At 66.9% G+C, this 14,711-nt stretch carries 10 protein-coding genes and 1 pseudogene; 8 read left to right on the top strand and 3 right to left on the bottom strand.

Annotation, left to right across the window (positions count from 1 at the left end; all coding sequences use genetic code 11):
- Positions 1-46: 46 nt before the first annotated feature.
- Positions 47-985: a PAC2 family protein gene (locus tag LQ144_RS01395; RefSeq protein WP_230116770.1), complete on the bottom strand. Its 939-nt coding sequence runs from the start codon at positions 983-985 to the stop codon at positions 47-49.
- 254 nt (positions 986-1,239) lie between these two features.
- Between LQ144_RS01395 and LQ144_RS01400 the strand changes: the two genes are divergently transcribed.
- The 5 genes from LQ144_RS01400 to LQ144_RS01420 all read left to right on the top strand — a co-directional run bounded on the left by LQ144_RS01400 (position 1,240) and on the right by LQ144_RS01420 (position 7,383).
- Positions 1,240-2,763, top strand: a complete 1,524-nt coding sequence (locus LQ144_RS01400; protein ID WP_230116771.1) for a leucyl aminopeptidase — start codon at positions 1,240-1,242, stop codon at positions 2,761-2,763.
- A gap of 240 nt (positions 2,764-3,003) precedes the next feature.
- On the top strand, positions 3,004-4,386 hold the full coding sequence (gene lpdA / locus LQ144_RS01405; protein WP_230116772.1) for a dihydrolipoyl dehydrogenase: 1,383 nt from the start codon (positions 3,004-3,006) through the stop codon (positions 4,384-4,386).
- Positions 4,387-4,502: 116 nt separating this feature from the next.
- Positions 4,503-6,227, top strand: coding sequence for a 2-oxoglutarate dehydrogenase, E2 component, dihydrolipoamide succinyltransferase (sucB, locus tag LQ144_RS01410; protein WP_230116773.1), 1,725 nt, complete (start codon positions 4,503-4,505; stop codon positions 6,225-6,227).
- 155 nt (positions 6,228-6,382) lie between these two features.
- Positions 6,383-6,736, top strand: coding sequence for a hypothetical protein (locus tag LQ144_RS01415; RefSeq protein ID WP_230116774.1), 354 nt, complete (start codon positions 6,383-6,385; stop codon positions 6,734-6,736).
- Between the two features lie 215 nt (positions 6,737-6,951).
- On the top strand, positions 6,952-7,383 hold the full coding sequence (locus tag LQ144_RS01420) for an OsmC family protein (protein ID WP_230116775.1): 432 nt from the start codon (positions 6,952-6,954) through the stop codon (positions 7,381-7,383).
- Positions 7,384-7,550: 167 nt separating this feature from the next.
- Here the strand turns inward: LQ144_RS01420 and LQ144_RS01425 are convergent, their stop codons facing one another.
- Complete coding sequence (locus LQ144_RS01425) at positions 7,551-11,087, bottom strand: S41 family peptidase (RefSeq protein ID WP_230116776.1); 3,537 nt, start codon at positions 11,085-11,087, stop codon at positions 7,551-7,553.
- A gap of 74 nt (positions 11,088-11,161) precedes the next feature.
- Here LQ144_RS01425 and LQ144_RS01430 point away from each other — a divergent pair, with 74 nt between their 5' ends.
- Positions 11,162-12,055, top strand: coding sequence for a TIGR01777 family oxidoreductase (locus LQ144_RS01430; RefSeq protein WP_230116789.1), 894 nt, complete (start codon positions 11,162-11,164; stop codon positions 12,053-12,055).
- 14 nt (positions 12,056-12,069) lie between these two features.
- Here the strand turns inward: LQ144_RS01430 and LQ144_RS01435 are convergent, their stop codons facing one another.
- Positions 12,070-13,779: a protein kinase gene (locus LQ144_RS01435; protein ID WP_230116777.1), complete on the bottom strand. Its 1,710-nt coding sequence runs from the start codon at positions 13,777-13,779 to the stop codon at positions 12,070-12,072.
- A 139-nt stretch (positions 13,780-13,918) separates the two neighbouring features.
- Here LQ144_RS01435 and lipB point away from each other — a divergent pair, with 139 nt between their 5' ends.
- Positions 13,919-14,587 (top strand): lipoyl(octanoyl) transferase LipB, encoded by a 669-nt coding sequence (lipB, locus tag LQ144_RS01440; RefSeq protein ID WP_230116778.1) that lies wholly within the window; start codon positions 13,919-13,921, stop codon positions 14,585-14,587.
- Positions 14,584-14,711 (top strand): annotated as a pseudogene (locus tag LQ144_RS01445) (lipoyl synthase); the annotation flags it as partial. The gene lipB and the pseudogene LQ144_RS01445, both read left to right, overlap by 4 nt.

Genomic DNA, 14,711 nt, shown 5'->3' on the forward strand with positions numbered 1-14,711 from the left:
GCCGTCAGCAAAAATCCTATTTTATCGTCAGGTTTAGTGACGAGGATTATTGACCTGGAGTCTCTCGCGCCAAGTAGGCCTCAACAGCGGCACCCAGGGCATCGCCGTCGGGCAGTTCGTCATTTTCGTCGGCCAGCAGGGACCGCCGGACGGTGCCCTCGGCTTTCTCGTCGTAGCGGGCCTCCAGCTTCGAAACCACCTGCTGGACATCCGCCGAGGCCTCGATCTGTTCGGCGATCTGCCGTCCGACCTCACGACCCGACTCCCGGAGCCTGTCGGCGGGAAGCATGAGGGACGTCGCGGCGCCCAGGTACTCCAGCCCGGCGACGGCCGCCGTCGGATATTCGGCCTCGGCCAGGTAATGCGGCACGTGGATGACGTAGCCCGCCACGTTGCGCTCCGCTTCCATCAGGCGGAGTTCCAACACATGGCCCACGGCTGCCGGCACTTCGACGGTGGGCTTCCAGGCAGAGATGCCTTCGATCAGTTCGGGACGGTTTCCGTGCACCGTCACGCCAACCGGGCGGGTGTGCGGCACGGGCATCGGAATGGAGTGGATCCACGTGACAAGGTTGACGTCGAGGGCGTCGACGATCTGCACCACGGCGCGGGCGAAGCGTTCCCACTGCAGGTCCGGCTCGAATCCTGCGAGGAAGAGAAATGGTTTACCCAGGCCGTCGACCAGCCGGTACAGCGCAAGGCTCGGGGCCTGGTAATCCTCCAGGTGGTCCTCCACAAAGGACACGTGCGGCCTCCGGGACCTGTAGTCGATCAGCTGGTCGGCGTCGAACACGGCCACGCGCTCGGAATCGAGCGTGTCCAGCAGTTCGGCCGTGATCTGCTTGACCACGTGGCCGGCGTCGGCAAAACCGGTGAAGCCCATCACCAGATTCAGCCCGCGGAGTTCGGGGCTGTGGAACAGCTCAATGTTTTTGGCATAGAGCGCATCGGGGTCCAGCAGCGAGCCGGAAATCCGTTCAAACACGGCGAGTTCCTTTCGTGGTCGGGGTTAATGTCCATAACGCTGTGGATCTCCGCAGCATTCCTTGCACGGAAGTGGCGCGGCTCTCAATTAATCCGGCTGCGCGGCGGCCGAGAGACTACGATCGGAACTGGCCTTTGCTGAGGGCCAGTGTTTTCCGGCGGCCTCCCATTCGGACGGCGTCCGGGTACCCATGGCAGGGCGCCTCACATGGACTTCCTGCCCGAACCGTCACAGAGAATTGAGGACTGATCCTCGTGGTCAAGAATAGTGAAATCAACATTAGTGCCATTGCGCGCGACCTCAAGAAGGCTGCCAGCGACGCGGTCGTCATCGGTGTAGGACAGGGCGCGAACGGTCCGGTCCTCCTCGAGAACCCGCTGACGGCCAAGTCGGCCGAAGCGCTGGCCGAATCGTTGAAGGTTCTTGGCATCACGGGGGCGGCGGACCAGGCCGTCCGCCTCCCCGGACTTCCCGAAACCGGCGCCTCCGTGATTGTGCTGGCTGGCGTCGGCAAGGTCATCGGCGGCCAGCCGCTGACCCGCGAGGCGCTGCGCCGCGCCGCCGGTTCGGCCGTCCGCCAGCTGGCCGGACTGGCCACGGTAACGCTGGCCTTCCCGACGGCGGACGTCGCCGATGTCGCCGCCGTCGCCGAGGGCGCGGCACTGGGCTCCTATTCATTTACGGAATACCGTTCCTCGAAGGACGGCCTTAAGGACCCTGTCAGCAACGTGGTCATCTTCACGGACTTTGCCGCCGACAAGGAACTTGAGCCGGCCCTGAAGCGCGCAGGCCTGCTTGGCAAGGCCGTCAACGCCACGCGTTCCCTGGTGAACCAGCCGCCGAGCCACCTGTTCCCCGAGTCCTTCGCGGATGCCGCCAAGGAACTGTCGAAGGGCCTGCCCGTCAAGGTGACAGTGTGGGACGAGAAACGCCTCGAGAAGGAGGGCTTCGGCGGCATCATGGGCGTCGGCAAGGGCTCCTCACGCCAGCCCCGCCTCGTAAAGGTGGAATACGCGCCGGCGAAGGCCACCAAGAAGATCGCACTCGTGGGCAAGGGCATCACGTTCGACACGGGCGGCATCTCCATTAAGCCGGCACTCGGCATGGGCGACATGAAGAGCGACATGGCGGGCGCCGCCGTCGTCCTTAATACGGTGCTCGCCCTGGCGGGCCTGGGCCTGCCGGTCAAGGCGACCGCCTGGCTCTGCATCGCGGAAAACATGCCGTCCGGTGCCGCCTCACGCCCGGCGGACGTCCTGACGATGTTCGGTGGAAAGACCGTCGAGGTGCTCAACACCGACGCTGAAGGCCGTCTGGTCATGGCCGACGGCATCGTCGCCGCGAGCCAGGAGTTCCCGGACGCGATCATCGACGTCGCCACGCTCACGGGGGCGCAGCTGATCGCGCTCGGCAACCGCACCGCGGGCGTCATGGGCGCCGACAGCGTGACGGGGCCGCTCAAGGACGCCGCGGACCGCGCCGGTGAGCTGGTCTGGCCCATGCCCCTGCCCGAGGAGCTGAGGCCGAGCCTGGACTCGCAGGTCGCGGACCTGGCAAACATCGGCGAACGTCACGGCGGCATGATGACGGCCGCCGTGTTCCTGCGCGAATTCGTGGGCAACGGCAAGGACGGCCAGCCGATCCCCTGGGCGCACATCGACATTGCAGGTCCGTCCTTTAACAACGGCGCACCGTACGGCTACACGCCCAAGCAGGGCACTGGCTGCACGGTCCGCACGCTCGTGGCGTATGTCGAGGATCTCCTGGCCTCAGCCTGACCGGCGCCGCGGCAGTGTGGCGGGCGGTGTGATCCGCCCGCCACACTGCCGCGTGACACTGGACACAAGCGCTCCACAAAAGTCGCGGCAAGGTGGAGCATGGATAAGTGGTTCGCTAAGGTGAACCTCGGTAGTCACAAATGAAAGGGAACCGGCCTGCTGGCATAATCACGGCAGAGCAAGTTCCAAGACCAGATGATGCGTACTCTCGTGTCATCGTTCACGCGAGGGAGCGTCTAAGTGGCCGATCAGGCAACTGCGCAAGAATTCGACATCCTGGTACTCGGTGGCGGCAGCGGCGGATACGCCACGGCCCTCCGGGCCGTTCAGCTTGGCTTCACCGTCGGCCTCGTGGAGAAGGGCAAACTCGGTGGAACCTGCCTGCACAACGGCTGTATTCCCACCAAGGCGCTGCTGCACTCTGCCGAACTGGCCGACCACGCCCGCGATTCCGCGAAGTACGGCGTCAACGTCACCCTGGACAGCATCGACATCAGCGCTGTCAACGCTTACAAAGACGGCATCATCGCCGGCAAGTTCAAGGGCCTGCAGGGCCTGATCAAGTCCAAGGGCATCACCGTCATCGAAGGTGAGGGCAAGCTCCAGGGCACGGACACCGTCGTCGTGAACGGCACGGCCTACAAGGGCAAGAACATCGTTCTCGCCACGGGTTCCTACTCCCGCACGCTGCCTGGCCTGGAAATCGGCGGCAAGGTCATCACCTCCGACGAAGCCCTCACCATGGACTACATCCCCAAGAGCGCGATCATCCTGGGCGGCGGCGTCATCGGCGTCGAGTTCGCCTCGGTCTGGAAGTCCTTCGGCGTAGACGTCACCATCGTCGAAGGCCTGCCGTCGCTGGTCCCGAACGAGGACGCCGCGATCGTCAAGAACTTTGAGCGCGCCTTCAAGAAGCGCGGCATCAAGTTCTCCACCGGCGTCTTCTTCCAGGGCGTCGAGCAGAACGAGAACGGCGTCAAGGTCACGCTGGTGGACGGCAAGACCTTCGAAGCCGACCTTCTCCTCGTGGCCGTCGGCCGCGGACCGGTCACGGCCAACCTTGGCTACGAAGAGGCCGGCGTCACGATCGACCGCGGTTTCGTCATCACCAACGAACGCCTGCACACCGGCGTCGGCAACGTCTACGCCGTCGGCGACATCGTCCCGGGCGTCCAGCTTGCCCACCGCGGCTACCAGCAGGGCATTTTCGTGGCCGAGGAAATCGCCGGCCTGAAGCCGGTCGTTGTTGAAGACGTCAACATCCCCAAGGTCACTTACTCCGAGCCTGAGATCGCCACTGTGGGCTACACGGAAAAGGGCGCCAAGGACAAGTTCGGCGACGACCAGGTCGAGATCCAGGAATACAACCTCGCCGGCAACGGCAAGAGCTCCATCCTGGGCACCGGCGGCCTCGTCAAGCTGGTCCGCCAGAAGGACGGCCCCGTCGTCGGCGTCCACATGATCGGCTCCCGCATGGGCGAGCAGATCGGCGAAGCCCAGCTGATCGTGAACTGGGAAGCCTACCCGGAGGATGTGGCCCAGCTGGTGCACGCCCACCCGACCCAGAACGAGGCGCTGGGCGAAGCCCATCTCGCCCTCGCGGGCAAAGCCCTCCACGGCTAAAGCAGCTCCGCAATACAACAGGGCTTAGTGCACCCGGCATGATCCGCAGGGTGCACTAAGCTCGAACAAGCCAGCAATCATCCGCACAAAAGATCAATAAGGAGAACGGGGACGACATGTCTGAATCCGTTAACTTGCCCGCCCTCGGTGAGAGCGTCACCGAAGGAACCGTCACCCGCTGGCTCAAGCAGGTAGGTGACCGGGTAGAGGTGGACGAGCCGCTGCTCGAAGTTTCCACCGACAAAGTAGACACCGAAATCCCCTCTCCGATCGCCGGCGTCATCGAGGAAATCCTCGTTGCCGAAGACGAAACCGCAGAAGTTGGTGCTCCCCTGGTCCGCATCGGTGATGGCTCCGGTGGAGGATCAGCCCCCGAGGCCGCTCCCGCCGAGGAAGCACCCGCGGCGGAGGCACCCGCTGAAGAAGCTCCGGCGGCCGAGGCACCCGCTGAAGAAGCGCCCGCCGCTGAGACACCCGCCGCAGCCCCTGCCGCATCCGGCGAGGGCCACGAAGTCACTCTCCCCGCCCTGGGCGAGAGCGTCACCGAAGGCACCGTGACCCGCTGGCTCAAGGCCATTGGCGACACCGTTGCAGTGGATGAGCCGCTCCTCGAGGTCTCCACCGACAAGGTCGACACCGAGATCCCGTCCCCGGTGGCCGGCACGCTCCAGGAAATCCGCGTCAACGAAGACGAAACGGCCGAGGTCGGTTCCGTCCTCGCTGTCATCGGCTCCGGCGCTGCCGCGCCGGCACCTGCCGCGGCTCCCGAGAAGCCGGCCGAGGCTCCTGCCCCCGCGCCGGCTGCTGCCCCGGAGAAGCCGGCAGAAGCACCGGCTGCTCCGGCCGAGGCCAAAGAAGAAGCTCCGGCACCGGCGGCCCCCGCCGCTGCACCGGCTCCCGCAGCACAGGCACCGGCTGCCGGCGCCGAGTCGGGGTACGTTACTCCCCTGGTCCGCAAGCTGGCCAACCAGCGCGGTGTGGACATCTCCTCCCTGTCGGGCACCGGAGTTGGCGGCCGCATCCGCAAGCAGGACGTCCTGGCTGCGGCCGAGGCGAAGCCCGCTCCGGCAGCAGCGTCAGCAGCTTCCGCTGCTCCGGCTTCGGCTGCGGTTTCCTCCCTGCGCGGTACCGTGCAGAAAGCCCCCCGCATCCGCCAGGTCATTGCCCGCCGGATGCGCGAGTCCCTCGACACCTCCACCCAGCTCACGCAGGTCCACGAAGTGGACATGACCAAGATCGCCAAGCTGCGCCTGAAGGCTAAGAACCCGTTCCAGGCCCAGAACGGCGTCAAGCTGACGTTCCTGCCCTTCATCACCAAAGCTGTCGCCGAAGCACTGAAGCAGCACCCGAAGCTGAACGCTGCGTACGACGAGGACAAGCAGGAAATCACGTACCACAACGCCGAGCACCTGGCGATCGCTGTGGACACGGACAAGGGCCTGCTGGTGCCGGTCATCTCCGATGCCGGCAACCTGAACCTTGCAGGCCTCGCCGGCAAGATCGCCGACGTCGCTGACCGCACCCGCAACGGCAAGATCGGCCCGGACGAGCTCTCCGGCGGCACGTTCAGCATCACCAACTTCGGTTCCGTCGGTGCGCTGTTCGACACCCCCATCATCAATCAGCCGCAGGTGGGCATCCTCGGCATCGGCGCGATCGTCAAGCGCCCCGTGGTGGTGGCCGATGAGAACGGTGACGACTCGATCGCCGTCCGGTCCATGATGTACCTCGCCCTGACCTACGATCACCGCCTGGTTGACGGCGCGGATGCAGGACGCTTCGTGCAGACGCTCAAGGCCCGCCTCGAAGAGGGCGCCTTCGAAGCGGACCTGGGACTCTAGGCTCCGCACGCTGTGAGGGCGGCGGCCAACCCGGGCGTCGGTGGATAACCACCGGCACCCGGGGTGGCCGCCGCTTTTTTCGTACCACCGGGTCCTGCCGGACGCGCGGGCCGCTCGTACTACGGAGTGTAGAAGTATCTGGCTAGACTGTTGCCATGCGAATTCTTTTTGACATCCTGCTGTTCCTGCACATCGTTGGCGCCGCCATGATCGTGGGTTACTGGATCGCCACCCTGAGGCAGCCGACCATCCACCCGCGCCAGCGCGACGGCGCGTTCGTTCAGCTGCTCACGGGTATTGCGATGATGGGACTGCTGCCGCTCATGCCGGATTCAGATCCCAACTACTTCAAGCTCGGCATTAAGTTCGCGATCGGGCTCGCCGTTGCCGTTCTGGCCGTGATCGGCTCGCGCAAGGTCAAGAGGGGCGAAGACATCTCGACCGGCCTGGCACACGGTGTCGGCGGCCTGGCGCTGATCAACATTGCCATCGCCACGATCTGGCACTGAGCCGCTTATCGAATGAACGACGACGGCGACGCACCCCTCGCGGGTGCGTCGCCGTCGTCGTCTCTTGCGTTGGGCTGCCTGGCGCACTCCGGGGGCCGGTCATAATCCTCTGACAGCGGACAACCCGTGCGTCCACCACGGGGAATCCATAGGATTAGGCAGGAAGGATCGGGCGTCAGCCGGATCCTTGACTGAACCCAAGCTAAGGAGTGGACATGGCAGCAACACGCACCGCACACACGGTATGGAACGGCGACCTGATGACGGGTGCCGGCAACACAACGCTCGACAGCTCCGGGCTGGGCACGTATGAGGTCACCTGGAAGGCCCGCACCGAGGCCTCGGAAGGCAAGACCAGCCCTGAAGAGCTGATCGCCGCCGCACACTCCGCCTGTTTCTCCATGGCTTTCAGCCACGCGCTCGCCCAGGCCGGCCACACCCCCGAAGAGGTCCACACGAAGGCGGACGTCACCTTTAGGCCGGGCACGGGCATCACCGGCAGCCACCTGACCCTGAACGCCAAGGTCCCCGGCATCTCCGAAGACGAGTTCCAGAAGATCGCAGCGGAGGCCAAGGTCGGCTGCCCTGTCTCCGGTGCTCTGGCCAGCATCGACATCACCCTGGACGCAACGCTCGCGGCTTCCTGATTTCTGGCCCCGGCTGCGGCGCAGCAGGGGCACACAGAAAAGGCCCTGTACCCGGACTGGAAGATCCATCGGGGCACAGGGCCTTTTTGCGCAGTGAGCCGGGCTCTCCGTGAGCAGGACTGCCGCGGGCCGGACTGTGGGTCAGCGGTTCGCAGGCTCAGCCCGGGTCAGCCGCCCGTGTTTCGGCGGGCAGGCAGTGGCTCCGGCCGGAGTCGGCGGTAGCCTTCACGGGCCGGCGGCCGGTCCGTGGGAAGCTCCTGAACCATTTCCTTCAGCGCCCCGATGCCGTACTCCAGCTGCGGGTCCCGTCCCGCAGCATAGGCGTGCGGCGGGAACGTCACCTCGATGTCCGGAGCAACGCCGTGGTTTTCGACGCTCCAGCCCACGCCGCCGCCGAACCAGGTGGCGTAGCGCGGCTGGGTAACCCCGGTGCCGTCCGCCAGCGTGAAACGGCTGTCGATGCCCACCACGCCGCCCCAGGTCCGGGTCCCGATCACGGGACCGATTCCCCGAAGCTTCGAGACCTGGGTGATGATGTCGCCGTCGGAACCGGCAAACTCATCGGCGAGGATGATGACCGGGCCGCGCGGTGCGTGGTGCGGGTAGGTCCGGGGCTTCTCGCCGCGCGGCATGCTCCAGCCTGTCACCTTGCGTCCGATCAGCTCGGCCACCAGCTGGGACGTGTGCCCGCCGCGGTTGCGGCGAACGTCAACGATCAGGCCGTCCAGCGCGGTTTCGGTGTCCAGGTCACGGTGCAGCTGCGCCCAGCCGTTGGCCATCATGTCGGGAACGTGCAGGTAGCCGAAGCTTCCTTCAGAGGCCTGCCGGACGGTGCGGCGGTTAGCGGCCACCCAGTCCTGGTAGCGGAGGCGCTCCTCATCCTTGATCGGGACCACCGCAATGCGGCGCTGGGCGCCCGCGGCCGGACCGTGGGCGGCACCGTTGCGGATGGTCAGTTCCACCGCCCGGCCGGCAGCGCCAACCAGCTGCATGGCGGGCGTCAGGGCCTCGGTGAGCGGCACGCCGTCGACCGCGAGCAGGACATCCCCGGCCTTGGCGGCGGCGCCGGGGCGGGCCAGCGGTGAGGTCGCGAGGGGGTCGGAGGATTCGCCGGCGAGGATGCGGATGATCTCCCAGCCCTCCCCCGTGAATGCCAGGTCGGCGCCCAGGCGGCCCTGGCCATTACTGCCGTTCTCGGTGGCCGCAGCCGGCCGGACGTAGGCATGGGACGTGCCGAGCTCGCCGTGGAGTTCCCACAGCAGGTCCACGAGGTCATCGTGCGAACCGAGCCGGTCAACCAGCGGCCGGTAGCGCTTGTGGATGGACTCCCAGTCCTGGCCGGCCATGTCCTCGGTCCAGAAGAAATCGCGCTGCAGCCGCCAGGCTTCATCGAACGCCTGGCCCCAGACGCTGAGCGGGTCCATGAGCACCCGGATGCGTGTGAGGTCCACCTTGACCAGCTGGCCGGATTCCTCGTCGGCCTTCGCGTCGGACGGCACCACCCGGACCTGTTTGTCGTGGACGAGCACAACCTTCTTGCCGTCACCGGACACGACGTAGCTGTCGAGCGCGTCCACAATGGTCGCGGCCTTGCGCTTGGCAAGATCAAACCGGACCAGTGTTGGCGCAGTGTTCTTGTCCTCCAAGCTGGCTTTGCCGTCGCCGGTCACCCCGGCGAGGGGGCTGTCCAGCCACAGCAGCGCGCCGTCGACCGCGGCCAGCGAGGAATAGTTGCCCTGCGGGACCGGAACGCTGATGACCCGGTGCGCGAGCCCCTCGGCGTCGACACGGACCGGCGCAGGCCTACCGGGCTGTCCGGCGTCGGCGTCCCGGTCTGCCGCCGTCTCCGTCTCGACGGAGAGATCCACGTTGGGGCCGAAGGGCGACGCCGTTTCCGCTGCCAAGGCCACAAGGTACGGCTTGATGGGGCTCGGGAACGAGAGGTCGAAGGAATGCCCGTCGTAGACAGGATCGAAGCTGCGGTTGGAGAGGAACGCGAGGAACTTGCCGTCCGGCGTGAACGACGGCGACTGGTCACGGAAGCGACCATCGGTCACCTCGACGATGTCGGGGTCCCCGGCGCCTGGCTTCCCTGCCCCGGACTCCACCGTGTGGACGCGGGTCAGCCTCAGGCGGCTGCGGGAGCCGAGGGACGTGACGGGTTCCGACCAGGCCAGCCAGGCGGAGTCCGGCGACCAGCACAGGGCTTCGATGCTGCCTTCGCCGATGCTCGTCACCGACGTGATGGTTCCGTCCCGCGTGTCGGCCACGTAGACGTCGCCGAAGGCGGTGCCGACGGCGATCCAGCGGCCGTCGGGGCTGGTCTCCAGGGCGCTGGCGCGCGACGGCTTCGGGAAGGCGATCCGCCTGGATGCCGAACCGGCAGGTGCCGAGACAGCCCCCGCGCCCGCCACCGTGCCGTGCTGTTTCTCTATCCCCGCTGCGGGAGCGACGTCCGCCTGGGAGTCGTCGGAAACGGCGACGTCGACGCCCGGACCCACCAGGCCGGCCGCTGAGACCGGGCTCGGCAGCGCAGGGCTGGGCTGGGGGGCCGCGGGAGTCTCGGATTCCTGGTGTCCCTTGACGGGCTCTGCCGGGGCAGCCGGGGTTTCGAGCCGCGGGGCGATCTCCGCCATAACCAGGGCCTCCGTGCCGTCGTGGTCCGCAACATAGGCGATGCGGCCATCCGTCAGGGGACGCGGAAGTCTTGCCCGGACACCCGGAGTGCCTTCGACAACGCGGGAGGGCCCGTCCTTGTGCCGCAGCCAGTGGATGGTCCCGTGCGCCTCCACGGCGCTGGCCGATCCGGTGCAGTCCGGCCGGACGTCTCCGAGGTGCTTGGAAACCTTCAGCAGCGACGGGCGGCGGCCCTGGGAGGCCGAGCCGAGCGAGATCTCAAGCCTGACGGCGTCGGAGGCAAGATCATGCAGAATCCACAGCTCACCGGCGGACTCGAAGATGACACGCTTCCCGTCAGTGGACGCGTGGCGGACGTAGAAGTCTTCGTGGTCCGTGTGGCGGCGGAGGTCTCCGCCGTTGGGCGGGACTGAGTACAGGTTCCCGTACCCCTCGTGGTCCGAGAGGAAGGCGATGCGTCCGTCCACCCACATGGGGTCCGCCAGGTTGCCGTCAAGGTCCGGGAGCAGCCGTTCAAACTCGCCGTTGCCGTCGGCGTCAATCCAGAGTTTGCCGGCAGTGCCGCCGCGGTAGCGCTTCCACCAGGCCGGTTCGCGGGACAGGACGCTGGCCACGACTACGGGCTTCTCGTCTCCGACCTCGGGGCCGAACGCCACGGATTCGACGGGACCGAAGGGCAGTTCCTCGGCCCAGCCACCCTCGGTGGAAAGGCGGTAGGCGTGCGTGTGGCGGCTCTCCGCCTGCCGGAACGCGCTCGTGACCACTACTTCGCCCGCGGCAGTGAAGCCTTTGACCTTGGTGGTGCTGTGCCCGAAGTAGGTCAGTTGCCGGTATCCGCCGCCGTCGACGTCGGCGATGACAACCTCGGGCGCCGTGCCCTGCACGACCGTCCAGACGAGCTTCTTGCCATCAGGCGTGAAGCGCGGATTACGGGCCGGGAGTTGCAGGGAGGAAACCCGCCAGGCGCGGCCGCCGCCGACAGGCGCGATCCAGACGTCGTCCTCGGCCACAAATGTGACCAGATCGCCGTGAACATGCGGGAATCGGAAGTAGCTCGAAGAGGTCATCGTTCGATCATAGTCAAAGTCAACAGGGGTGGCTGGGAGGTGCCGTACCGTGCCGGGACATGGTGAGATGGATCATGCGAATCGTCATGGCCGGCGCCTCCGGGCTCATCGGAACCGATCTTTCCACCCGTCTCGTTTCGGACGGACACGACGTCACGCGGCTGGTTAGGAGGACGCCGGCTTCCCCGGCTGAAGTCCGCTGGGATCCGTCCGCCGGCCAGCTGGACCCGGCCTGCCTTGAGGGCGCGGACGCCGTTATCAATCTGTCCGGAGCCGGCATCGGCGACAGGCCATGGACGCGCCGACGGATCGATGAGCTGTTCCGCTCGCGCCTCGATCCCACGCGGACCCTCGCCACAGCAATGAAGCATCTTGACACACCGCCGAGGACCTTCATCAGCCAGTCCGGAGCCGGCTACTACGGCGACGCCGGGTCGGCCGCCCTCCGGGAGGGGTCGCCCGCCGGGACTGGCATCATGGCCCGGATCTGCGTTGAGTGGGAAGCAGCCGCCCACGAAGCTCCGCCGGGTGTCCGGGTGGTAACCCCGCGGACTGCGGTGGTGCTGAGCAGATCCGGAGGGGCCCTGGGCAGGCTGCTGCCGCTGCTGCGGCTCGGCGTTGGCGGTCCGCTCGGCAACGGCCGCCAGTACTGGCCCTGGATCACGTTGCCGGACCTGTCCGCTGCTTTTGGATTCCTCCTGACGGCCCAGCTCTCCGGCCCCGTCATCGTCTCCGCCCCCGAAGCCGCCAACGTCAACACGCTGGTTGCTGAGCTCGCCGCTGCCCTGCACAGGCCCGCGCTGCTCCGCGTTCCGGCGCCAGCGCTGCGGCTGGCCATGGGCAAGCTGGCCGACGAACTCCTGCTCGCGAGCCAGCGGGTGGAACCCGCCCTGCTGAAGGAAGCGGGCTTTGAATGGCAGCATCCAAGCCTTCGGCGTGCCGCCGCATGGGTGGTCAGCGGCGCCTGACGGCACGTGGGCGATCATGGGGCCGGAAGGATGTCCGAAATCAGCCACTTGCCGTTCACTCTAACCAGGACCAGCCGCAGAGCGCGGCCTGGCTGAGGTGCGCCGGTGGCGACTACGGCACCGGCGGCAGATCTCTCCTTGTAACCGGACGTCGAAGCCGTCACGGCGACCACGGCCCGCGCCCCAGTGCTTTCGGGCATGTTCCGGATGGCCGTGAGGCTTGTGGTGAAGCCGGCCAGGATGTTCCCGGAGTCCTGCAACCGGGCGCTGATCCTGCGGTCCGCGGCCGCGGCCGGGGAGTTCCCGGCGTTAACCTCGCCGAGCAATTCCAGCCTGCCCTCACTCAGGGCCTTCGAGCGCAGCCAGGCCAGCCCTTTGACAGCCTCGGCGGGATTTCCCGCCCGGAGCTGGTTCCGGACAGCGTCCGGAACCCTCGCGGAATCCAGTACCGTTGCCGGCTGCGGCCCCCTCGGCGCCGGAACCGGAACGGTTCCGGGCCCCGGAAAGCCACGGACCAGGGACGGCAGCGTGGCTGCGATGCCCGGAGGCTGGTTCCAGAGCGGCGTCCCCGGCGCACCGAGCAGCAGCCACGCGCTTGCAAGAACGGGAACTGTGAAAAGCCCGGTCCATGCGGCAGTACGACGACGTCGAGGCGCGGCTGCCGTCGCGGCCCGCCGCGAGTGCAGCCTCGGCTGGTCCGGCAGCGTCTGGCCGGGCAAGGCCTGGTCGTAGGAGGTCCTGCGCTGCCGAAACGCCGTGACGGGCGGGGACGTGGACAGCCGCCTGCCCCAGGCACGGATCCGCTCGCGCCGCCTGCCGCACGACGGCGGCTCCGGCCTGCGTGTCAGCAGCTCCGGCAGGACGGTCGGATGCGCAGAGCGAGATAGGTCGACGGGAACTGCGGCGGCGCTCCGGTAGATGGCGGTGGCAAGCTCCGCTGCATCCGGCCGTCGCCGCCGGTCATCACTCAGGCCTGCCTCCAGGGCGGCGGCAAGTTCGCGGGGCACGTCCGGAACCAACAGCGAAAGGGGTGGCCTGTCTGCCGTGGGCCGGGGCGGGGCTCCGGTGAGGCAGTACCAGCCAAGCGCAGCCGCGGCATAGACGTCGCGTCCGGGCTGCAGTCCTGCCCGTACGGCGTCCACCGGCGAAGGATCCCTGAACCCTTCAGTCCCGAGGCCGGGAACGGCGCCGGGATCGCCGACCATTCGCGCCACCCCGAGGTCAGCGAGCAGAGGCTTTCCGTGTCCGGAAAAGAGAACGTTTCCCGGTGACACATCCGAGTGGGTGAATCCCTTGCCGTGGAGGTATCCGAGGACCTGCGCAATGGGCGTCAGCACAGTCACGGTCTCCCCCACGCCCAGCTTGCCCCGGGCGGCGATGAGCTGGCCCAGTGAACCGCCTGGTGCGTAGTCCATCACGATCCCCAACGGGCTTTCGGCGGCCTCGCCCAACCTCACGACGTCGTGCGCCTTGACCAGATGCCCGTGGTCAAGGACGGACATGATCAGAATCTCCCGGCGTACATCCTCTTCGGCAGTCCCCGCGGCGTGGTTCCCGGACGCCGCGCCGAAACACTTCAGGGCCAGCTTCCGCCCGGTAGCCTCTTCCGTCACCAGCCACACGGCGGCGCTCGCCCCGCTGCCCAACCAACGGCAGACCTGGTAGCCCGGAACCTTCGGCTCGCGCCCTGCGGAATGGTCGGCGTCCTGCCTCACATCGTCCATGGCTTAAGGAGTACCGGAAATCGACACATCCTGCAGAAGTTATCCACAGGGGGCGGGGGCCGGCACATGACCCGCGGGCCGGGTGAGAGCTTGGGCACACAATCGGGCAGGACGCCGGCCGGGGTCTAAGCTGGATGCCATGACTCTTGAGTTCACACAGCTGGGTCTTGCCCCGGATCTCGTGGATTACACGCGTGCCTGGGACCTCCAGCGCGAAATCCACGAGAACGTCCTGGCCGGCATGGCCCCCAGCACAGTTCTCCTGCTCGAACACTCCGCCGTCTACACCGCCGGCAAGCTCACCGAGGACCACGAGCGTCCCTTCGACGGCACGCCCGTTGTAGCCGTGGACCGCGGTGGCAAGCTGACGTGGCACGGACCCGGCCAGCTGGTGGGTTACCCCATCATCAAGCTGAAAAACAAAGCCGGGATCCGCGACTACGTCGAGCGTCTCGAGGCAGTGATCATCGCCGTCCTGGCCGACTTCGGAATTACGGCCGTCCGCATCAGGGGCCGCGCCGGCGTGTGGATCGACGAAGACCACAAGGGCCCCGCCCGGAAGATCGCGGCGATCGGCATCAGGGTCAGCCAGGGCGTAACCATGCACGGCTTCGCCATCAACTGCAACAACGACCTCGCCCCTTACGGCCAGATCATCGCCTGCGGAATCACCGATGCCGGCGTGACCACCATTGCCCAGGAGACCGGCCGCGACGTGGCACCGGCTGATCTCGTTTCGCGGATCATCGAAGAGCTGCGCAAGAATGAAGACGCCCTAGTTGCAACCCCCGAAGGAGTTCTACTGTGACACTGGCACCAGAAGGCCGGAAGATGCTGCGCATTGAGCAGCGTAATGCGGCCACCCCGGTGGAGCGCAAGCCGGAGTGGATCAAGGCCAAGGTCCAGATGGGCCCGGAGTTCGTCCAGCTCAA

This window comes from Arthrobacter sp. Bi83 (genome assembly GCF_918698095.1).
Classification (GTDB): Bacteria; Actinomycetota; Actinomycetes; order Actinomycetales; family Micrococcaceae; genus Arthrobacter.

Bases quoted from the DNA above. Each gene is read 5' to 3' on its own strand.
- lipB (WP_230116778.1), top strand. From the start codon at position 13,919: ATGACTCTTGAGTTCACACAGCTGGGTCTTGCCCCGGATCTCGTGGAT.
- LQ144_RS01415 (WP_230116774.1), top strand. From the start codon at position 6,383: ATGCGAATTCTTTTTGACATCCTGCTGTTCCTGCACATCGTTGGCGCC.
- LQ144_RS01430 (WP_230116789.1), top strand. From the start codon at position 11,162: ATGCGAATCGTCATGGCCGGCGCCTCCGGGCTCATCGGAACCGATCTT.
- LQ144_RS01425 (WP_230116776.1), bottom strand. From the start codon at position 11,087: ATGACCTCTTCGAGCTACTTCCGATTCCCGCATGTTCACGGCGATCTG.
- LQ144_RS01435 (WP_230116777.1), bottom strand. From the start codon at position 13,779: ATGGACGATGTGAGGCAGGACGCCGACCATTCCGCAGGGCGCGAGCCG.
- sucB (WP_230116773.1), top strand. From the start codon at position 4,503: ATGTCTGAATCCGTTAACTTGCCCGCCCTCGGTGAGAGCGTCACCGAA.
- LQ144_RS01420 (WP_230116775.1), top strand. From the start codon at position 6,952: ATGGCAGCAACACGCACCGCACACACGGTATGGAACGGCGACCTGATG.